The organism is Micromonospora sp. WMMC241 (genome assembly GCF_027460165.1).
GTDB classification, from domain to species: Bacteria; Actinomycetota; Actinomycetes; order Mycobacteriales; family Micromonosporaceae; genus Micromonospora; species Micromonospora humi.
Genome location: NZ_JAPZBF010000001.1, coordinates 3,186,228 through 3,207,191, shown reverse-complemented (window position 1 = coordinate 3,207,191; position 20,964 = coordinate 3,186,228). Strand labels below are relative to the sequence as shown.

Here is a 20,964-nt window from a genome sequence, read left to right as displayed (position 1 = left end):
CGTACGTTGTACGGTAGGTCGACGACACCACGGAGGAGGCGACCCGGTGGAACACGCGATCATCGCGGAAGGGCTGCGCAAGCGGTACGGGGACACGGCCGCGCTGGACGGATTCGACCTGCGGGTGCCGCCCGGCACGGTCTGCGGGCTGCTCGGCCCGAACGGCGCCGGCAAGACCACGGCGGTGCGGATCCTCGCCACGCTGCTGCGCTTCGACGCCGGCCGGGCCGAGGTGGCCGGTCTCGACGTGGCCCGCCAGGCCGACCGGGTGCGCTACCGGATCGGCCTGGTCGGGCAGCGTCCGGCCCTCGACGAGGCGCTCAGCGGTCGGGAGAACCTGGTCATCCTCGGCCGGCTGTTCCACCTCGGCCGGTCGCAGGCCCGGGCGCGCGCCGCAGAGCTGCTGGAGCGGTTCGGGCTCGCCGACGCCGGCGGCGCGCCGGTGCGGACGTACTCGGGCGGCATGCGCCGGCGGCTCGACCTGGCCGCCGGGATGATCCGCACGCCGTCCGTGCTCTTCCTCGACGAGCCCACCACCGCACTGGACCCGCGCGGGCGCAACGAGGTGTGGGAGTCGGTCCGGGACCTGGTCCGGGCCGGCACCACAGTGCTGCTCACCACGCAGTACCTCGACGAGGCCGACCAGCTCGCCGACCGCATCTGCGTGCTCGACGCCGGCCGGGTCATCGCCGAGGGCACCCCGGACGCGCTCAAGTCCCGCCTCGGCGGCGACCGGATCGACCTGGTCGTCCGCGACGCCCGCGACCTCGCCACGGCGGCGGACCGGCTGCGCCGGGTGGCGACCGCCGAGCCGGTCGTCGACGCGGACCGCCGCGCGGTCAGCGCCCAGGTCGACGACCGGGCCGGCGCGCTGACCGAGGTGCTGCGCGCGCTCGACGCCGACGGGGTGACCGTGGCGGACGTGGCGCTGCGCCGGCCCACCCTCGACGAGGTGTTCCTCCGGCTCACCGGCCGACCCGCCGAGCGCGCCGACGCCACCGTGGAGGTGCCCGCGTGAGCGCCGCCACCGTCGCCTCGTCGCCGGGCCGCCCGTCCCTGGCCGGCGACAGCCTCACCCTCACCTACCGGGCGCTCGCGCACTGGCGTCGTGACCCCGGCCAGCTGGCCGGCGCGCTGGCCTTCAACATCCTGATCGTGCTCATGTTCGCCTACCTGTTCGGCGGCGCGCTCCAGGTGCCCGGCGGTGGCAGCTACCGGGAGTTCCTGATGCCCGGCATGTTCGCCATGACCATGCTCTTCGGCATCAGCCAGACCACCATGGCGGTCTCCGCCGACGCCGAACGCGGCGTCACCGACCGGCTCCGGTCGATGCCGGTGTCCCGGCTCGCCCCGCTGCTCGGCCGGGCGCTGGCCGACATGCTGTTCGCGGTGGTGACGCTCGCGGTCATGCTGCTCGCCGGCCTGGCCGTGGGCTGGCGGGCGCACGGCGGTCCCGGCGACACGCTCGCCGCGCTCGGGCTGATCCTGCTGCTGCGCTTCGCGCTGACCTGGGTGGGCATCTACCTCGGCCTGGTGACCAAGGGCGCGGGCGCGGTGACCGCCGTGCAGACGCTGGAGTTCCCGCTCGGTTTCCTGTCCAGCGCGTTCGTCGCGCCCTCGACCATGCCCGCCTGGCTGGGCGCGGTCGCCGAGTGGAACCCGCTGTCGGCGACCGTCGGCGCCACCCGGGAGCTGTTCGGCAACCCCGGCTGGGGTGGCGAGGGCTGGGTGGCCGCGCACCACCCGCTGCTGGCCGTGCTCTGGCCGCTGGCCCTGGTCGCCGTGTTCGTGCCGCTGTCGCTGCGCCGCTACCGGGCGCTGGGCGGCTGAATCCCGCCGGCGGGGGCGGCCCCACCGTCCCCGCCGGTGAGCACGACCAGCTGTCCGGTGGCCCGGGTCATCGCCACATAGCGGTCCACCGCCCCGGAGATCCCGGCGCCGAACGCCTCCGGGTCGACCAGCACCACCAGGTCGAACTCCAACCCCTTGGCCAGCTCGGGGGTCAGCGACCGGACCCGGCCCGACGCCGGGCACCCGGGCTCGCCGATGACGCACGCGACGCCCTCGGCGTGCGCGGCGAGCCAGCTCCGGACCACCTCGTCCAGCTCGGCGCGGGCGCCGTAGCGCACCGGCAGGTCACCGGTGCGGATGGAGGTCGGCACGTTGGCGTCCGGCAGCACGGCCCGGATCACCGGCTCGGCCGCCGCCATCACCTGCGCCGGGGTGCGGTAGTTGACGGTCAGCGACGCCACCTCGATCCGGTCGAACCCGACCCGTGCCAGCCGCTGCCGCCACGACTCGGTGAACCCGTGCCGGGCCTGGGCCCGGTCGCCGACCACGGTGAAGCTGCGCGACGGGCAGCGCGCCAGCAGCATCTGCCACTGCGCGTCGGTCAGCTCCTGCGCCTCGTCCACCACCACGTGCGCGAACGGCCCGGCCAGCGGGTCCGCGTCGGCGACGGTCAGCACGCTGTCGTCGACCAGGCTGGTCCGCATGTCCGCGCCGGACAGCATGGTCATCAGCCCTTCGCCGTCGTCGTAGGCGTGCGACGCGATCAGCGCGTCCACCACCGTGTCCATCCGCTCCCGCTGCGCGGCCAGCGCCGCGTCGTCGCGGCGCCGCCGCCGCGACGCCTGCGGGTCGCCGACCCGCCGGCGCGCCGCGTCCAGCAGCGGCAGGTCGGCCACCGTCCAGGCCCGGGCGTCGACGCGTCGCAGGGTACGGATCTCCTCGGCGCTCAGCCACGGGGCGCACCGACGCAGGTAGGCCGGCACGGACCACAGGTCCGCCACGATGTCGGCCGGGTCGAGCAGCGGCCACGCCCGTCCGAACGCGGTGACCAGCTCCCGGTTGCCCGCCAGCGACCGGCGCACCGCGTGTTCCGGCTCGTCGCCGTCGTAGCGTTCCCACAGGATCGTCAGCAGCTCCTCCCACACGTCGTCGCGCGCCTCGTTGTGCGCGGCGCCCGGGCCGGCCGCCGCGAACGCCTCCGTCCAGTCGTCGGCGGTCAACTGCAGCTCGGTGTCCTCGACGGCGACCGTCATCGCCGTCGCGGGCGGCTCCTCGTAGAACCGCACCGCCGCCTCCACCGCGCCGAGAAGCTCCGCCGACGCCTTCAACCGGGCCACCTCGGGGTCCGTCTCGACGGTCGCCGCCGCACCCTCGGGGACCAGATCACGCAGCGTGCAGATCTGCACCTCCTCCTCGCCGAGGCTGGGCAGGACGTCGGAGACGTAGCTCAGGTAGGGCTGGTGCGGGCCGACGACAAGCACCCCGCCGCGGCGCTCGCCCAGTCGCGGGTCGGCGTGCAGCAGGTACGCGGTGCGGTGCAGTGCGACGACCGTCTTGCCGGTGCCCGGCCCGCCGTCGACCACCAGCGCACCCCGGGAGCCGGCCCGGATGATGGCGTCCTGGTCGGCCTGGATAGTGCCGAGCACGTCGCGCATCCGGGCCGAGCGGGTGGTGCCCAGGCTGGCGACGAACGCGGACTGGTCGTCGAGGGCGGCGTGCCCGACGAGCCCGTCGGCGGTGAACACCTCGTCCCAGTAGTCGGTGACCCGCCCGCCGCTCCAGCGGTAGCGGCGGCGGCTCGCAAGGCCCATCGGGTCGGCGTGGGTGGCGCCGAAGAACGGCTCGGCGGCCGGGGAGCGCCAGTCCAGCAGCAGCCGTCCGCCCGCGCCGTCGGTGAGGCCGAGCCGCCCCACGTACACCGGTTCGGCGCCGTCCGCGCCGACCATCCGGCCCAGACACAGGTCCAGGCCGTAACGGCGCAGGGTACGCAGCCGCGCGCCCAACCGGCGTACCTCCTGGTCCCGCTCGACGGCCTGGCGGCCCTTGCCGCCCGCGGCCCGGCGCACGGTGTCGAGCCGGTCGGACAGCTCGGCGATCGACCGCCGCAGGCTCTCCGCGATGACCGCGAAGTGCCGTTCGTCAGCGGCGATCAGATTCGGGTCGGCCTTCGCGGCGAGGCGCTCGGGGAGATCGAAGACGCTGGTGGTGGACGGTTTCACGCGGTTCAGCTCCGATCTGCGGCCTGCGTCGGCCGGGTGTGCGGCTCGTGCTCGCGACTCGTCGATCCGCGGACGCGGGCACGACCGGACCGCCGCTGCGCGCGGCCGTCATGTGCAGGGGAATCGCTTCGAGCGGCCATTTTGCGCCAGCACCGGGGGCTTGCCGCAAGACCCCGGGTGCGCTATAAGGTGGTAGTGGCGGGAGAGGTGTCCCCGCCTTTTTTCGCGCTCGATGTCGGCGCGCCCACCCGTTCCGTGCCTCCACGCTGGCGCGGCCAGCTTCGCGTCGCAGCTACGGTACGTTGTACGGTAGGCGCGGGGCGGTCGGTGGCTGACCGCGGCGATGCCGCCGAGCGGGGGAGGTGCCGGGTGCGACTCGGTCGGTTCGCTGTCGTCTTCGAGCCGGGCGACCCGCCGCGGGCCGGCGTCGTCAGCTTCTACCACCCGACCGGTGACGCCGTGCCGGATGAGCCGGACCCGCCGGGTGAGGCCCGCGAACTGGAGCTGGCCCTGCCGCTCGACGGACCGGTGGCCGCGTGGCGGGTGCCGGTCCGCGCGGTGCCGGTCGCCGACGCGGTGCCCCTACTCATCGCGCTGCGCGACGTCGAGGACGCCACGCCCGCCGCCGCATTCTGGTCGGCGGTGGCGGTCACCGGCCTGCATCTGGTCGCCCGTGGACGGTTGCTGCCCGGCGTCAGCCCGGACGGGTACGACGCCTGGCGGGCGGGGCCGTTCGACGTCGCCGACGTGCGGCGGGTCCGCGCGCTGGCCGCGGCGATGCCGGCCGGGGCCCGCGCCGTACCGGTCGACCCGTTCGCCGAGCCCGTCCAGCTTCCGGACGCCGAGGGCCTGGTCCGGGCGTTCCTCGACGCGGTGGCCGACACCCTGCCGCGGACCCCGGCCGCGCCCTGGCTGACCGGCGACCCCCGATTCGCCGCCCGGGACCCGCGCCCGGCGCCGGAGCTGCGCGACTGGGCGCGGGACGTCGCCGCCGGCGTGGACACCGGCCTGCGGCTGGCGCTTCGGCTGGTCGCGCGCCCGGACGTCGCCGCCGGGGGCCTGACCGCCGTCGTGCGGATGCGCAGCCTCGCCGACCCCACCCTGGTCAGCGACGCGGCGGCGCTGTGGCGCGGCGACGCGCACGGCCTCGGCGACACCGCGACGTTCGAGGCGATGCGCGCGGTACGCCGGTCCGCGCCGGTGTGGCCGCCGCTGGAACGACTGCTCGACGACGCCGCGCCGGTCGAGCTGAAGCTGCTCGACGAGGATCTGGCCGACCTGCTCGACGGTGCCGAGCGACGGCTCGCCGCAACCGGTGTCGACGTCGAGTGGCCTCCCGACATCTCCCGCGAGCTGGGCGCCCGGGTCCTGATCGGCTCACCACCGGAGCAGCCGGCGGAGGTGGCCGCGTTCTTCCACTCCGCCGCCCCGATGCCGGTGAGCTGGCAACTCACGCTCGCCGGGGAAGCGCTCACCGACGCCGAGACGGACCGGGTCGCCACGTCCCGGCCCCTCGTCGAGCTGCGCGGGCGGTGGGTGGCGGTCGAGCCGGAGCTGGCCCGCCGCGCCCGGCAGCGGTGGCTGCCCCCGCTGCCCGCGTACGAGGCTCTGGCCGCCACGCTGATCGGCAGCACCGAGGTGGCGAACGAGCGCGTCGAGGTGGTGGCCGACGGATGGCTGGCCGCCCTGTGCGCGCGGATCGCCGAGCCGGAGCACGGCCCCGAGCCGCTCGCCCCGCCGGCCGGGCTGGACGGCACGCTGCGCGACTACCAGCTCCGCGGGCTGCGCTGGCTGGACCGGATGACCGCGCTCGGATTCGGCGGCTGCCTCGCCGACGACATGGGCCTGGGCAAGACGGTCACGGTGATCGCCCTGCACCTGCGCCGCCGCGCCGGCGCGACGCTCGTCGTCTGCCCGGCCTCGGTGCTCGGCAACTGGGAACGCGAGATCCGCCGGTTCGCCCCCGGCGTACCGGTGCGCCGCTTCCACGGTGCCGCCCGCTCGCTGCATGGCGTGACCGACGGGTTCGTCCTGACCAGCTACGGCACCATGCGGCGCGACGCGGCGACGCTCGGCGGTCACCGGTGGGCGACGGTCGTCGCGGACGAGGCCCAGTACGTGAAGAACCGGCTCAGCGGCGCCGCAAAGGCGCTGCGCGAGATCCCCGCCGACGCCCGGGTCGCGCTCACCGGCACACCCGTGGAGAACAACCTCTCCGAGCTGTGGGCCGTCCTCGACTGGACCACGCCGGGGCTGCTGGACAGGATCGGCGCGTTCCGCGCCGGTTGGGCCCGCCCGATCGAGGTGGACCGCGACACCGCCGCCGTGCGGCGGCTGTCCCGCCTGATCCGACCGTTCCTCCTGCGACGCCGCAAGTCCGATCCCGGCATCGCCCCGGAGCTGCCGTCCCGGACCGTCACCGACCACCTGGTCCCGCTCACCGGCGAGCAGGCGGCGCTCTACCGCCGGGTGGTCGACGAGGTGATGGCGGAGATCCGCGCCAGTCCGACCGGCATCGCCCGTCGCGGACTGGTGCTGAAGCTCCTGGTCGGACTGAAACAGGTGTGCAACCACCCGGCGCACTACCTCCGCGAGCCGCACGGCCGGCTCACCGGCCGCTCGCAGAAGTTGCAGCTGCTCGACGACCTGCTGGAGACCGTCCTCGCCGGGGACGGCGGCGTCCTGGTCTTCACCCAGTACGTGCGGATGGCCCGCCTGCTCGAGCGGCACCTGAGCGAGCGGGGCGTACCGGCGCAACTGCTGCACGGCGGCACGCCGGTGCACCGGCGCGAGGAGATGGTCCACCGGTTCCAGGCCGGCGCCGCGCCGGTGTTCCTGCTCTCGCTCAAGGCCGCCGGCACCGGGCTCAACCTGACCCGCGCCGACCACGTCGTGCACTACGACCGGTGGTGGAACCCGGCGGTCGAGGACCAGGCCACCGACCGCGCCCACCGGATCGGGCAGACCAGACCGGTGCAGGTGCACCGGCTGATCGTCCAGGGCACGCTGGAGGAGCGGATCGCCGCGCTGCTGGAGTCCAAACGGGACCTGGCCGACGCGGTGCTCACCGGCGGCGAGCGCGCCCTGACCGAACTGTCCGACGCCGAGCTGCTGCGGCTCGTGCGGCTGGACGAGGGATGAGGGACGTGGACCGCGACGACGACTGGGACGACGAGCCGGCCGGCGCGCCCGCGCACGACGGGCGGGCCCGCAGCTTCCCGGCGTTCGGGCCGGGCCGGCGGATCGGCCGGAGGTTCGCCGACACCTGGTGGGGCAACGCCTGGATCGAGTCCATGGAGCACACCGCGCTCGACCCGGAGCAACTCCGCAAGGGCCGGCGGTACGCCTTCGCCGGGCAGGTCGGGACGATCACCGTCAGCCCGGGCCGGATCTCCGCGCCGGTGCACGACGGCGACCCGGACACCCCGCACGACACCGTGGTCCGGGTCGGGACGCTCTCCGACGCGGACTGGGACCGGCTGCTCGACCGCGTGGCCGCCCGGGCCGGGCACATCGCCGCGCTGCTCGACCGGGACATGCCGCACGAGCTGGCGCACACCGCCGAGGACGCCGGCGTGCGGCTGCTACCCGGATACGGCGACCTGGAGCCGGAGTGCGACTGCCCGTCCTGGGACCATCCCTGCCGGCACGCCGCCGCCCTTTCCTACCAGGCGTCCTGGCTGCTCGACCGGGACCCGTTCGTGCTGCTGCTGATGCGCGGTAGGGCGGAGGCGGAGCTGGTCGAGGAGTTGCGCGCGCGTAACGGCGGCCGCGGCGGCGTCGGCGGCGAGGAGACCGCCGGCGGCGTCCGCGCCGACGAGGCGTACGCGCTCGTCCCCGCCGTGCTGCCCGACCCGCCGGCAGCGGTGCGCGGCGAGCCGATGGCGCTTACCCCGCTGCTGGCCGGGCACGACGTGCCCGGCCTCGACGTGGAGGCGCTGGGGATGCTCGCCGCGGACGCCGCGGACCGCGCCCGGCGCCTGCTAGACGCCGGCGCGCACGGGGCGTCGGCGTCCGCACCCGACGCCTGGCCGGACGCCGTCCGGCTGGCGGCGCGGCACCCACGCTCACCGGCGGCGCAGCGCCTCGGCGACGCCAGCGGCCGGCCCGACGACCTGCCCCGGGCGATCACGGCCTGGGAGTACGGCGGCGCCGGCGGCGTGGACGCGCTCGACGCGGTGTTCAGCCCGCCCCGGGACCTGGTGTCCCGGACCACCGACGCGCTGCGCGCGGCCGGGCGGGCCGGCGACGCGGCGCAGGTGCGGCACTGGCGCAACCGCTGGACCGTCGGCGGTGACACGCAGGTGCGCCACGGCCGCGACGGCCGCTGGTATCCGTTCCGCCGCCGCGCCGGCCGGTGGTGGCCGGCGGGCCCACCCGGCCCTGATCCGCTTGACGCGCTGCTGGACCTGCCGCCGGACTGAACCGGCCGCCGCCGTACGCGATACGGTGGCGACCGGTAGGAAGGATCACCCATGTCGAAGCAGCGCGGGGGCAAGGTCGACCCCGCACGCAGCCTGGCCATCCTCTGGCGCACCCGGGAGCCGACGAGCCGGGGCGCCGGGCCCGGCCTCAGCGTCGACCGGATCGTGCGGACGGCGATCGAGATCGCCGACGCCGACGGCATCGACGCGCTCACCATGCGGCGGGTCAGCGAGGCGCTCGGCGTCGGCACCATGTCCGTCTACACCTACGTGCCGGGCAAGGCCGAACTGCTCGACGTCATGGTCGACACCGTCCTCGGCGACCTGCCCCGCCCGGCCGACGTGCCGGGCGGCTGGCGAGGTCGGCTGGAACGCATCGCGCGGGACAACCTGGCGCTCTACCGGGCCCACCCGTGGCTGCTGCGCGCCGAGACCACCCGGCCGGTGCTCGGCCCCAACGTGCTCGCCAAGTACGACCACGAGTTGCACGCGGTCGCCGACATCGGGCTCGACGACGTGGAGATGGACGCCGTGCTCACCCTGGTGCTCGGGCACGCCAAGAGCGCGGCCCGCGCCGCCGTCGACGTGGTCGAGCTGGAGCGGGAGACCGGGATGACCGACGAGGCGTGGTGGCAGACGCACGCGCCCTGGCTGGAGAAGTTCATGACCACCGGCAGCTATCCGCTCGCCGCCCGGGTCGGCACCGCCGCCGGCATGGCGCACGGCGCGGCGTACGGGCCGGACCACGCATTCGAGTTCGGCCTCCAGCGGGTGCTCGACGGCATCTCGGTGGTGGTCGCCGAGCGTGCGGCCGGCTGACGGGTCGCTATGGTGCTCGCATGATCACCTGCGTGGTGCACTACACCATCGATCCCGGGCAGATCGAGGCGTTCGAACGGTTCGCCCGCGCCTGGATGACGCTGGTGCGGCGGCACGGCGGCGTGCACCACGGCTACTTCCTGCCGGCCGAGGGCGCCAGCGACCGGGCCGAGGCGCTGTTCAGCTTCGAGAGCCTGGCGGCGTACGAGCGCTACCGCACGCGGTTCGGCACGGACCCGGAGTTCCTCGCCGCCGACCGGATCCGCGACGAGTCGGGCTGCGTGCTGCGCTACGAGCGCACGTTCATGCGCCCGTTGTTGCCCTCGGACTGAGTTCGGGGCGTCGCGGGTGCGGGTGGCCGCCCTAGACTGGCGGCGATGACGAGCTGGCCCCGCCTGGACGACTGGGCGGAGGTCGACCCCGCCCGCCACCCGTTCGACGCCGCCGAGGCGGCCGATGTCGTGCGACGGCTGGCGCCGCCGGTGCCGCCCGCCGCGCCCGTGCCGCACCCACGCCGACATTTCGACGAGGCCGACTGGGCCGCGTCCCGCGAGGCGGACCGGGTGGCCTACGAGTGGAACTCGGCCGTGACCGACGCCCTGATGGGCCACTACGGATCCTGGGCCTACTCCTGGCACTGGGGGCCGCGCCGGCACTGGTACTACTTCTCCCCGATCGTCACCTCACCGCCGGAGACCCTCGCGCTGGTCGCCGCGGCCCTGGTGGACTGGCGGCGATGGCTGGAGGAGGTGGCTGAGCGGTTCGACCGGCTGCTGCCCGCGCTGCGCGAGGCGACGCTCACCGGGCCGGACGAGGCCGTCGCGGCCTGGGAGTCGGCGCTCGCCGAGCTGCTGACCACCAGCTCGGCCTGGGCCGAGGACGCGGACGGCTGGTGGGGCCCGTGCAGCCGGCTGCTGACCTGGCTGCTCACCGCCGCCGGGCTGCCGGAGGACCGGAGCGTGGCGCTGGTCGGCGAGGCGCTGGCGCCGTGGTCGATGACCTATGCCTACCTGTCCGCCGCGGATGTCGCCGACGTGGCCGAGCGCATCGCCCGCGAGGTGGTCGGCCCCGAGGCGCGCACCCTCGCCCCGGGCGAGACCGGTGACGACTGGCCCGACACGTGGCCGCACGACTGGCCGTCCTGGCGCGCGACGAACCGCCCGTCCCCACCCCGGCGGTGACCTTCCCCGCCGATCTTGCACCTTCGGCCCCGTATCCGTCGGGAAAGTCCCTTGTGTCGGGGCGGTAAGTGCAAGATCGCGGGGGAGGGGTCAGGGTTGGGGTGAGGGGTGGGCGGCGGCGGTGTAGCGGCGGGCCAGGTGGGCGAAGGCGGCGCGCAGCTCGGGTGGGCCGATGACCTCGATGTCGGCGTCGTAGCGGCCGAGTACGGCGGCCAGGCCCGGCCAGGACCAGGCGCCCAGCACCAGCCGGCACCGGTCCGGGCCGAGTTCCTCGACGACGCCGTCGCGGGTCCACGCGGAGACCGTGCGAGCGGGCAGGTCGAGGATCACCTCACCCCGGCACGGCCAGTCGCCGGGGCCGGTCGCCCCGGTGAACCGGCCGGCCACGTACGCGGCCACGTCCCCGCCGGGCAGCTCGCGGGGCGTGAACCGCGGGCCGGTGGGCGAACGCGGGCGGATCCGGTCGACGCGGAAGGTGCGCCAGTCGGCGCGGTCCAGGTCCCAGGCGACCAGGTACCAGCGCCCGCCCCAGGTGACCAGGTGGTGCGGTTGCGTCCGGCGCGGCGGCGTCACCCCGTCGGCCGGGGCGGCCGTCGGCGCGGGCGGATAGTCGAAGCGCAGTTCCTCGCGGGCGTGCACGGCGGCGCTGAGCGTCATCAGCAGGGCCGGCTCGACCCGGGGCTTCGTGGCGGACCCGGCCCGTTGCACCGCGACGACCCGCAGGGCGTCGACGCGGTGGCGCAGCCGCGCCGGCATCACCTGCCGCACCGTGGTCAGCGCCCGCGCGGCGGCCTCCTCGATGCCGGTGACGGTCGTGGCGGCGGTCTGCAACGCCACCGTGAGCGCGACGGCCTGCTCGTCGTCGAAGAGCAGCGGCGGCAGCGCCGAGCCGGCGCCCAACCGGTAGCCGCCGTCCGGTCCCTTGGCGCTGACGATCGGATAGCCCAGCTCGCGCAGCCGGTCCACGTCGCGGCGCACGGTGCGCGGGCTGACGCCGAGCCGTTCGGCCAACACCGCGCCCGGCCAGTCCCGGCGCGCCTGCAACAGGGACAGCAGGGAGAGCAGTCGCGCGGAGGTGGTCGCCATGACACGCATTCTGCCGGCAGTAGCGGACACAACCTGACCGCTACGGCTGCGAGCGTGTGCCCGTACCCGAAACTGGACCGGAAGGAACCGATGACCATGACCGTCCCCACCGCGACCACCCTCGACGCCGAGCGCGCCGACCTGCTCAAGGCGCTCGCCGGCGCCCGGGCCGCGCTGACCGCCACGGTGCGCGACCTCACCGACGCCCAGGCCGGCGAGCGTCCCACCGCAAGCGCGCTCTGCCTCGGCGGCGTGCTCAAGCATGTGGCGTCCGGCGAGGAAGCCTGGCTGCGGTTCGTGGTCGAGGGCCCGGCGACGATGACGTTCACCCTGCCCGACGGCGTCGCCTGGGCCGACATCATGGCCGGCACGGCGCGTGAGATGCCACAGTGGTTGGTCGACCGGGAGCGGACCTTCCAGATGCTGCCCGAGGACACGCTGCCCGCGATCCTCGGCCGGTACGCCCGGGTGGCCGCCCGGACCGAGGAGATCGTGGCCGGCGTCGACGACCTGTCCGCGGCGCAGCCGGTGCCGGAGGCGCCGTGGAACGAGCCCGGCACGGTGATGAGCGTGCGCGCGGTGCTGATGCACGTGATCGCCGAGACCCGCCAGCACACCGGCCACGCGGAGATCCTGCGCGAGACGCTCGACCGGCGCGCCGCCGCCTGACCCGCCCGGCGCCGACGGAACGGAACCCGATGACCGTGCTCGACAACCGGGCGCTCAACCGGGCCACCCTGGCCCGGCAACTGCTGCTCGACCGCGCCGACCTGCCGGCCGTCGACGCCGTGGCGCAGCTGTGCGGCCTGCAGGCGCAGGAGCCGCAGGAGCCGTACGTCGGGCTCTGGTCGCGGCTGCGCGACGTCGACCCGGCGGACGTGTCCGACCTGCTGGTGCGACGCCGGCTGGTGCGTACCCACCTGATGCGCCGCACCGTGCACCTGCTCACCGCCGGCGACGTGCTGGCGTGGCGGTCCCGCCACGCCGGCATGCCGCGCCAGCGGGTGCACGGCGCCTACCGCGGCGAGTTCGACGGGATGGACCTCGACGACCTCGCCGCCGCCGGCCGGGCGGCGCTCGCCGACGGCGAACCCCGCACCACGGCGGAGATCGTGCGGGTGCTCGCTGACCGCTGGCCGGCGCCGGACCGGCGGGCCCTGGCCGAGATGACGATCGCGCTCGTCCCGACCGCCCAGGCGCCGCCGCGCGGGCTGTGGCGCACCGGCGGCGGCGTCCGCGTCGTGGCGCTCGCGTCGTGGCTGGGCCGGGAGGTCGACCCGCCCGGCCCGGCCGCCGACCCGGTCGGGCGCGAGCTGGTCCGGCGCTACCTGGCCGCGTACGGTCCGGCCGCCTCGGCGGACCTGCGCGCCTGGTGCGGCCTGGCCGGGCTGCCCGCGGCGGTGGCCGCGGTCCGCGACGAGCTGGTGTCGTTCCGCGACGAGCGCGGCCGGGTGCTGCTCGACCTGCCGGACGCACCCCGTCCGGACCCCGACACCCCGGCCCCGGTCCGGTTCCTGCCCGCGTTCGACAACGCCGTGCTCGGCTACGACGACCGCCGTCGCGTCATCGACCACGCGCACCGCGGCCTGTCCGTCGCCGGAACCCGGATGGTGCTGGTGGACGGACGGGTGGCGGCCACCTGGACGGTCGACGCCGGCACCGTGCTGGTCACGCCGCTGCGCCCGCTCAATGCGGCCGAGCGGGCCGACGTCGACCACGAGGGCAGGGCGCTGGCGTCGTTCCTGTCCGACGGGGACAGCGACCGGTTACGCCTCGCCGCGCCTCCCGGGTGACCGGTCGACGGACGCCCGGCCCATCCGGGTCACCGCCTCGGTCAGCACGGCCGGTGAGGTGGCGAAGTTGAGGCGGACGAAGCCGGCGCCGCCGGCGCCGAAGACGTGCCCGGAGCTGAGCGCCACCCGGGCGTCGTCGAGGAACATCCGCGCCGGGCCGGCCAGGTCGCTGGCCACCCCGGGCCCGTCACCCGGCGCCTCGGTGGGCACACCGAGGCGGGTGCAGTCCAGCCAGGCGAGGTACGTCCCCTCGGGTGGGTGCCACGACACGTCGGGCAGGTGCTCGGCCAGCAGCGATCCGAGCAACGCGCGGTTGGCGTCGAGGCCGTCGAGCAGCAGGTCCAGCCAGGGCCCGCCGTCGCGGAACGCGGCGGTGTGCGCGAGCACCCCGAGGTGGCTGGGGCCGTGGCTGACCTCCTCCGGCATCCGGGCCAGGTCGGCGGCGGCCGCCGGCCCGGCGACCGCCAGGGCCGCCTTCAGGCCGGCGAGGTTCCACGCCTTCGACGCCGACACCAGGGCGAACGCGTCGTCGGCGCCGGGCACCGTGAGGTACGGGGTGAACCGCGCGCCGGCCAGCACCAGCGGGGCGTGGATCTCGTCGGAGACCACCCGCACGCCGTGCCGCGCGGCCAGCTCGGCGACAGCCGCCAACTCGTCGCCGCGATGCACCACCCCGGTCGGGTTGTGCGGGTTGCAGAGCAGGAACGCCGGCCGGTCGCCGACCGTGCGCGCCCGGCGGAACGCGTCGTCGAGCGCGGCGAGGTCGAGCCGCCGGTCCGACCCGAGCGGAGCCTCGAGCACCCGCCGGTCGGCGTGCGTGACGAACGCGTAGAACGGCGGGTAGACCGGGGGACAGACCACCACCGCGTCGCCCGGGCCGGTGACCAGCCGCAGCACCTCGACCACGCCCATCATCACGTCGGGCACCAGCGTGCTGCGCCCGACCGGGAAGTCCGCCCAGCCCCAGCGCTGCGCGGCGAACCCGCCGAGCGCCTCCGCGTACGCCGTCCCGAACGAGTAGCCGGTGTCGCCCAGCTCGACGGCGCGGCGCAGCGCGTCGGCCACCGGCGGCGCCAGCGGCACGTCCTGCTCCGCCACCCACAGCGGCAGCACGTCCGGGGGGTACAGCCGCCACTTCACGCTGGTGCGCCGGCGGAGCTGGTCGAGCGTGAGCCGGGTCAGCGGATTGCGGTCGTCGGCGGAAACGCTCATGCCGCCCACCCTAGGTGGCCCTACCATCGCCCGATGGCCCACCCGAGCTACCCGCTGCGTACGACCCGGCTGCTCCTGCGGCCGGTCACCCTCGACGACCTCGACGACGTGCACGCCTGGCAACGCCGCCCCGACGTGGTCCGCTGGATGCGCGGCGCCGAGCCGCGTACCCGGGAGGCGTCCCGGGCGTCGGTGGCCGCGATGGCCGGCGAGACCGCGCTGCGCGCGGAGGGCGACTGTTTGACGCTGGCCGCGGTGGCCGGGACCCGGGTGGTCGGCGCGGTGGAGCTGGTCTGGCGCAGCCAGGCCGACCGCACCGCCGAACTCGGCTACGTCTTCCACCCCGACCACGGCGGCCGTGGCCTGGCCACCGAGGCGACCACGGCGGTGCTGGACTGGGGTTTCGGGGAGTTCGGCCTGCACCGGGTGATCGCCCGGTGCCACGCCGGCAACGAGGCGTCCGCGCGGCTGGCGTCCCGGCTCGGCATGCGGCGCGAGGCCCGGCACGTGCGCAGCTACCGGTTCCGCGGCGAGTGGGCCGACCAGCTCGTCTTCGCCGTGCTCGCCGAGGAGTGGCGGGCCGGTCGGGACGCGTTGGTAGATTCCAGCGGTGCCAGCCCCCGCAGATGACCCGACCATCGGGCCGGCCGACGGCGAGCTCTACTTCCGCGTGCTCGGACCGCTCACCGTCGAGCGTCGCGGCGAGCCGGTCGCGCTGGGCGGGCCGCAGCACGCGGTGGCGTTGGCGCTGCTGCTGTGCCACGCCGACCAGCCGGTCCCGGTCGACGGCTTCGTGGCGGAGCTGTGGCGGGACCGGCCGCCGCGCTCCCACCGGGTGCAGGTGCAGGGCATCATCTCCGAACTGCGCCGCCGGCTGGCGCCCGGTGGCCGGGCCGCCGCCCCGATCGTCACCCGGCCGTCGGCCTACCTGCTGCACACCGCGCCCGGCGGGCTCGACCTGCGGCAGTTCTCCGACGAGGTGGCCGCGGCGGCGGCCGCGCGGGCGACCGGCGACAGCGCGGCCGCGCTGCGCCTGTTGGAGGTGGCGCTGGGGCGCTGGCGCGGGCCGGCGTTCAGCGGCCTGACCGGCCGATCGATCGAGTCCACCGCCGCGACGTTGCACGAGGCGCGCCTCGACGCCGCCGCCGAGCTGGTCGACGCGCGCCTCGCCGACGGGCGGCTCACCGGCCTGGTCGCCGAGCTGGGCGCGCTGATCGGCGAGCGTCCGCTGGACGAGCGGTTCCACCGGCAGCTGATGACGGTGCACGACCGGCTCGGCCGGCCGGCCGACGCGCTGGCCGCCTACCGGGAGCTGCGCGAGCGGCTGGTGCGGGAGCTGGGCATCGAGCCGGCCGTACCGACCCAGGACCTGCACCGGCGGATCCTGTCCGGCGAGCCCGGTCCGGCCGGCCCGGCGAACACCCCGGCGCCGGCGAGCGCCCTGCGGCAGCTGCCGCCGGACATCGCCGACTTCGTCGGCCGGGAACGGGAACTCCGGGCGCTGCGCGGCCAGCTCGCGCGCAGCGCGTCGGCCGGCGCGGTGCCGATCGTCGCCGTCGAGGGCATGGCCGGCGTGGGCAAGACCAGGTTCGCGGTGCACGCCGCGCACCGGCTCGCGGCCACCTACCCGGACGGGCAGTTCTATCTGGACCTGCACGGGTTCAGCGCCGAGTCGACGCCGGCCGCCCCCGGTGCGGTGCTGGAGTCGTTGCTGCGCCGGCTCGGGGTGCCGGCCCCGGCGATCCCGGAGTCCGTCGACGACCGGTCGGCGCTGCTGCGCGACCGGCTGGCCGACCGGCGGGTGGTGCTCGTGCTGGACAACGCCGCGGACGAGGCCCAGGTGTCGCCGCTGCTGCCCGCCACCTCGGGATGCCTGGTGATCGTCACCAGCCGGCGCGCCCTGGCCCTGGACGGCGCGGGCGTGATCGTGCTGGACGTGTTCAGTCCCGTCGAGGCGCGGGAACTGCTGACCGGGATACTCGGGCGGGACCGGGTCGCCGCCGAGCCGGCCTCGGTTGAGGAACTCGCCGGTCGGTGCGGGCACCTGCCGCTGGCCGTCGCGGTCGCCGGGCGGCGGCTGCGCGGGCGACCGGCGTGGCGGGTCGAGCACCTGCTGGCGCGGCTCAGCGACACCGACCGAGGGCTGGCCGAGTTCGCCGTCGGCGCCCGCGGCGTCGAGGACGTCTTCGCCCTGTCGTACCGGGCGCTGCCGGCCGGCCGGCAGCGGCTGTTCCGGCTGCTCGGCGTGCACCTCGGCGACGACGTCACCGCGGCGTCGACGGCGGCGCTGGCCGGCGGCGACCCGGCGGACGCGGAGCGGGACCTGGAGGCGTTGCTCGACGAGCACCTGGTGCAGCAGGTGCGGCCCGGCCGCTACGAGCTGCACGACCTGCTCCGCCGGTATGCCGCCCGGCAGGCGGCGGTGACACCGGACGAGGCCGCCACCGCGCGGCGCCGGCTCGTCGACTGGTACGTCGCGACGGCCGACCGGGCCACCCAGCTGATCCGCCGCTTCCCGCTGCCCCCGGTCGGGCGGCCGCCGGAGCCCGCCGCGCCGGTGCCGGGCTTCGGCGACGGGGAGGCGGCGTTGCGCTGGCTCGACGCGGAGTTCACGAACCTGCGGGCGGTGATCCACGGCGCGGCGGACCTGCCGTCGTGGCGCAACGCGGTGGTGCTGGTGCACGTCCTCCAGCCGTACCTGGTGCGACGCGGTCAGGTCGACGACGCGCTGGTGACGTTGCGCGCCGCCGCGGCGGCGGCGCGCCGCCTCGACGACCCGGTCGCCGAGGCGCACACGTTGACCGCGCTGGGGCAGGCCTACGACACCGCGGGCCGCACGGACCGGGCGCTGGAGTTCCTCCGCGACGCGCTGGACCGCCACGTCCGGCTCGGCCAGCCCGTCGGCGAGGCGACCACCCGCCACCACCTCGCGACGGTCTTCCGCCGGCTCGGCCGGCACGAGGACGCGATCGCCGAGTACCGGCGGGCCGTGGTGCTGTTCCACGCCGCCGGCGACGGTCAGTGGGAGGCGTCGGCGCTGAGCAGCCTGAGCGTCGACCTGCACCTCGCCGGCCGGGACGAGGAGGCGCTGGAGCAGGCGCTGCGGGCGCTGTCACTGCAACGCGTCGTCGGCGGGCCCGGCCTGGCGAGCGTGGAGAACAACGTCGGCCTGCTGCACGCCCGCTTGGGCCGGCACGCCGAGGCGATTCCGTACGCGCTGCGCGCCCTGGCGTTCCAACGGCGCACCGGGAGCCGCCCCGGGCAGGCCAACGCGTTGGCGAACCTGGCGTTCAGCTACTCCCGTACGGGCCGGCACGACGACGCGGTGCGGGCCGCCGTCGAGGCGGTGGAAATCGCCCGCGATCTCGGCCCGGACCTGCGGGCGAACGTGCTGAACACGCTGGGGGAGGCGCACCGGTTCGCCGGTGACCACCGGGCGTCGTTGCGCTGCCACCGCGAGGCGCTCGACATCGCCACCCGGATCGGGGAGGCCGACGAGCAGGCCCGGGCGCGGGCCGGCATCGACGGCGCGAGCCTGCCCGCGGGCGCTTAGCGGATTCTTAGCGACCGTCGGTAGCGTCCGGCTCGTTACGGGGGTGACCCGGCGAGCGATCGCCGTCCGACGCCGGCGCGTGGTGTCGTGGAGGATCTCGGTCCTGGTCAGCGAGGGAGCAGCACCGGCGCGGGGCCACGGCGTCGGCAGCCGTCGGGGATGCCCGAGACGCCGGATCCCACCGGCCGGTTCGCACCACCGGCCGGTGCCCCGGCGAACGGGGTCGCTGAGCGTCGCGGACCGGCCCGGCGGCGGCGCGTCGAGGGGGCCGTGCCGCCGCCGTCAGCCGGCCACGACCGGGTCACCGACGGAGATCTCGCCGGTCGTCACCGGAATCAGCCGGACGCCGAACCATGTCTTGCCGTCCTGCCGCCGGTGCCGCGCCAACGTGCGGATCGGCTCCTTGCCCCGGGTGAGCGTCTCCGGGTCGATCAGGGTGAGCTGGCAGCGGTCGCAGCGTTCGGAGACCCGGAAGTCGACCGCGCCGATCCGGACCCGGGCCCAGCCGTCCTCGGCGAACGGCTCGACCGGCCCGTCGAGGACCACCGTGGGGCGGAACCGCGCCATCGGCAGTGGGTCCGGCGCCGGCTCGCCGCGCTCCAGCGCGCCCTCGACGATCCAGTCGCGCAGGCGGCGCAGCGACGGCAGCGTGGCGAGCAGCAGCGGGCCCGCGTCGGAGAGGTTCAGCGGGTCGCCGGGCCGGCCGCCGTGCGCGGCGGAGACCGGCCGGCGTCGCGGGTCGTCCAGCCAGCCCAGCCGCACCGGCTGGCCCAGCCGGTCGGAGAGCCAGTCGTGTGCCTCGCCGGCGGCCAGCCGCAGCGTGTCCAGCCGGGACAGCGTGGTGCCGGCCGGCGGCCCGTCCTTTGGTTCTGCGACCGTCAGGGACGCGCCGGCGGAGTCGTCCAGGGTGATCGACCCCGGGCCGGGCTTGGCGGTCAGGCCGAGCATCCGGGGCGCGGTGCGGGCGGTCAGCACCGCGCCGTCGGGTTGCAGGAGCACCCAGCGCCGGTCGTGGCGCAGTCCCCACGGCTCGACAGTGGCGTGGTCGACGTCCACCCCGGCGAGGGACTTCACCGGGTGGACGTGCGTCGAGACGAGTCGCACGCTCAGCCGACCTTCGGGGTGGCCCGGTCGATGATCGCGGCGAGGTCGACCCCGGCGGGCAGCGTCCCGTACGCCTGGCCGTGGTCGCCGTCGAGGCGCGACGCGCAGAACGCGTCGGCGACGGCGGGGTGGCCGTGGCGGACCAGCAGCGCGCCCTGCAGCACCAGCGCGAGGCGTTCCACCACGCGCCGGGCCCGCAACTCCAGGTCGGTGTGGTCGGCCAGCTCGTCGCGCACCCGCCGGACCGCGGTGTCGAGACGCCGGTCCGCGCCGGCGGCGGCGGCCACCTCCGCCTCGTACGCGGCCAGCACCTGCGGCTCGCGGGTGAGCGCGCGCAGCACGTCCAGCGCGGCGACGTTGCCGGAGCCCTCCCAGATCGAGTTCAGCGGCGACTCGCGGAACAGCCGCGGCATGCCGGATTCCTCGACGTAGCCGTTGCCGCCCAGGCATTCGAGGGCCTCGGCGGCGTGCCCGGGCCAGCGCTTGCACACCCAGTACTTGCCGACGGCGAGGGCGAGCCGCTTGAACGCGGTCTCGCCGGCGTCGCCGCGCGCCGACCGGTCGGTCGCGCCGGCCAGCCGCATCATCAGCACGGTGGCGGCCTCGGACTCCACCGCCAGGTCGGCCAGGACGTTGCGCATCAGCGGCTGGTCGGCCAGGTAGCGGCCGAACGCCTGGCGGTGGGTGGTGTGGTGCACGGCCGTGGTGACGCCCTGGCGCATGCCGGCCGCGGCGCCGATCACGCAGTCCAGCCGGGTCAGGTTGACCATGTCGATGATGGTGCGCACGCCCCGGCCCTCGTCGCCGACGCGCCACGCCACCGCGTGCTCGTACTCGATCTCGGCGGAGGCGTTGGAGCGGTTGCCGAGCTTGTCCTTGAGCCGCATCAGCCGCATCGGGTTGCGGGCGCCGTCGGGCAGCACGCGGGGGACCAGGAAGCAGGTGAGGCCGCCCGGTGCCTGGGCGAGCGTGAGGAACAGGTCGCACATCGGCGCCGAGGTGAACCACTTGTGCCCGACCAGCCGGTAACTGCCGTCGGGCTCGGGCCGGGCGGTGGTGGTGTTGGCGCGCACGTCCGAGCCGCCCTGCTTCTCGGTCATCGACATGCCGGCCAGCAGGCCGCGCTTGCCGGTGGGCGGGCGCAGCCCGAAGTCGTACTCGGTGCTGGTGAGCAGCGGTTCGTAGCGCGCGGCCAGCTCCGGGCTGTGCCGCAGCGCGGGCACCGCCGCGTAGGTCATCGAGATCGGGCAGCCGTGCCCGGCGTCCGGCCGCCACACGTAGAAGCCGGCGGCGCGGGCCACGTGCGCGCCGGGCCGGTCGTCGGCCCACGGCGCCGCGTGCAGGCCGTGCCCGACCGCGGTGCGCATCAGCTCGTGCCAGGACGGGTGGAACTCCACCTCGTCGACGCGGTGGCCGAACCGGTCGTGGGTGCGCAGCACCGGCGGGTGCTCGTTGGCCAGCCGGCCGTGCTCGGTGGCGGCCTCGCCACCGGCCAGCCGGCCCAGGTCGTGCAGCCCGGCGGCGGCCCAGCCGGCACCCTCGCGGGCCAGGCCGTCGAGCAGCGCCGGGTCGTCGGCGGTGTCGTGGCCGACCAGCGGCGGGGCCTGGTTGACGACCTCGTGTGTGGGCACGGCGGCACTCCCTGCGCGCGGTGACGGAAGGTGGATTGAACCACCGTTCAGCGACGGCCGGCAACCGCCCGCCGACCAGTCGATTCGGCTCGATTCGTTTGACATCATCCCGCTCGGCGAGAAGAGTGGCCGAAACTTTCTTTTGTTCGGA

The 20,964-nt window shown here is 75.8% G+C and carries 16 protein-coding genes; 11 read left to right on the top strand and 5 right to left on the bottom strand.

Annotation, left to right across the window (positions count from 1 at the left end; translation table 11 throughout):
- Positions 1-46 precede the first annotated feature (46 nt).
- Together O7598_RS14900 and O7598_RS14895 are read left to right on the top strand one after the other, a co-directional pair.
- Positions 47-1,018, top strand: a complete 972-nt coding sequence (locus O7598_RS14900) for an ATP-binding cassette domain-containing protein (protein WP_269691944.1) — start codon at positions 47-49, stop codon at positions 1,016-1,018.
- A complete protein-coding gene (locus O7598_RS14895) occupies positions 1,015-1,830 on the top strand; it encodes an ABC transporter permease (protein WP_269691943.1) in 816 nt (271 codons plus the stop codon). Before O7598_RS14900 ends, O7598_RS14895 begins: the two co-directional genes overlap by 4 nt.
- Here O7598_RS14895 and helR read toward each other — a convergent pair.
- A complete protein-coding gene (gene helR / locus O7598_RS14890) occupies positions 1,809-4,010 on the bottom strand; it encodes an RNA polymerase recycling motor ATPase HelR (protein ID WP_269691942.1) in 2,202 nt (733 codons plus the stop codon). The genes O7598_RS14895 and helR overlap by 22 nt on opposite strands.
- A gap of 369 nt (positions 4,011-4,379) precedes the next feature.
- Between helR and O7598_RS14885 the strand changes: the two genes are divergently transcribed.
- The 5 genes from O7598_RS14885 to O7598_RS14865 are packed head-to-tail and all read left to right on the top strand — an operon-like array spanning position 4,380 to position 10,434.
- Entirely contained in the window at positions 4,380-7,151 is a 2,772-nt protein-coding gene (locus O7598_RS14885) for a DEAD/DEAH box helicase (protein WP_269691941.1), read from the top strand.
- Complete coding sequence (locus O7598_RS14880; protein WP_269691940.1) at positions 7,148-8,434, top strand: SWIM zinc finger family protein; 1,287 nt, start codon at positions 7,148-7,150, stop codon at positions 8,432-8,434. Before O7598_RS14885 ends, O7598_RS14880 begins: the two co-directional genes overlap by 4 nt.
- A 51-nt stretch (positions 8,435-8,485) precedes the next feature.
- Positions 8,486-9,253, top strand: coding sequence for a TetR/AcrR family transcriptional regulator (locus O7598_RS14875; RefSeq protein ID WP_269691939.1), 768 nt, complete (start codon positions 8,486-8,488; stop codon positions 9,251-9,253).
- Between the two features lie 20 nt (positions 9,254-9,273).
- Positions 9,274-9,585, top strand: coding sequence for an NIPSNAP family protein (locus tag O7598_RS14870; RefSeq protein ID WP_269691938.1), 312 nt, complete (start codon positions 9,274-9,276; stop codon positions 9,583-9,585).
- Positions 9,586-9,630: 45 nt separating this feature from the next.
- On the top strand, positions 9,631-10,434 hold the full coding sequence (locus O7598_RS14865) for a hypothetical protein (protein WP_269691937.1): 804 nt from the start codon (positions 9,631-9,633) through the stop codon (positions 10,432-10,434).
- A 90-nt stretch (positions 10,435-10,524) separates the two neighbouring features.
- Here O7598_RS14865 and O7598_RS14860 read toward each other — a convergent pair whose 3' ends face one another.
- Positions 10,525-11,520 (bottom strand): helix-turn-helix transcriptional regulator, encoded by a 996-nt coding sequence (locus tag O7598_RS14860; RefSeq protein WP_442929856.1) that lies wholly within the window; start codon positions 11,518-11,520, stop codon positions 10,525-10,527.
- A gap of 96 nt (positions 11,521-11,616) precedes the next feature.
- Here O7598_RS14860 and O7598_RS14855 point away from each other — a divergent pair, with 96 nt between their 5' ends.
- Together O7598_RS14855 and O7598_RS14850 are read left to right on the top strand one after the other, a co-directional pair.
- Positions 11,617-12,189 carry a DinB family protein gene (locus O7598_RS14855; RefSeq protein ID WP_269691935.1) on the top strand — a complete coding sequence of 191 codons (573 nt, stop codon included), beginning with the start codon at positions 11,617-11,619 and terminating at the stop codon, positions 12,187-12,189.
- A 29-nt stretch (positions 12,190-12,218) separates the two neighbouring features.
- The gene (locus tag O7598_RS14850) at positions 12,219-13,313 is read left to right on the top strand and encodes a winged helix DNA-binding domain-containing protein (RefSeq protein WP_269691934.1); all 1,095 of its coding nucleotides are present in this window, start codon (positions 12,219-12,221) and stop codon (positions 13,311-13,313) included.
- On the opposite strand, the gene O7598_RS14845 is transcribed toward O7598_RS14850, so the two are convergent.
- Positions 13,287-14,525 (bottom strand): MalY/PatB family protein, encoded by a 1,239-nt coding sequence (locus O7598_RS14845; RefSeq protein WP_269691933.1) that lies wholly within the window; start codon positions 14,523-14,525, stop codon positions 13,287-13,289. The two genes, O7598_RS14850 and O7598_RS14845, sit on opposite strands and share 27 nt — an antisense overlap.
- Positions 14,526-14,558: 33 nt before the next feature.
- On the opposite strand from O7598_RS14845, the gene O7598_RS14840 reads away from it, so the two are divergent.
- Positions 14,559-15,155, top strand: coding sequence for a GNAT family N-acetyltransferase (locus tag O7598_RS14840; protein WP_269691932.1), 597 nt, complete (start codon positions 14,559-14,561; stop codon positions 15,153-15,155).
- Positions 15,136-18,078 carry an AfsR/SARP family transcriptional regulator gene (locus O7598_RS14835; protein WP_269691931.1) on the top strand — a complete coding sequence of 981 codons (2,943 nt, stop codon included), beginning with the start codon at positions 15,136-15,138 and terminating at the stop codon, positions 18,076-18,078. The genes O7598_RS14840 and O7598_RS14835 overlap by 20 nt, the downstream gene beginning before the upstream one ends.
- A 282-nt stretch (positions 18,079-18,360) precedes the next feature.
- Here the strand turns inward: O7598_RS14835 and O7598_RS14830 are convergent, their stop codons facing one another.
- Both O7598_RS14830 and O7598_RS14825 read right to left on the bottom strand, forming a co-directional pair.
- Positions 18,361-19,182: an MOSC domain-containing protein gene (locus O7598_RS14830; RefSeq protein WP_269691930.1), complete on the bottom strand. Its 822-nt coding sequence runs from the start codon at positions 19,180-19,182 to the stop codon at positions 18,361-18,363.
- A 2-nt stretch (positions 19,183-19,184) separates the two neighbouring features.
- A complete protein-coding gene (locus O7598_RS14825) occupies positions 19,185-20,813 on the bottom strand; it encodes an isovaleryl-CoA dehydrogenase (protein ID WP_269691929.1) in 1,629 nt (542 codons plus the stop codon).
- Positions 20,814-20,964 lie beyond the last annotated feature (151 nt).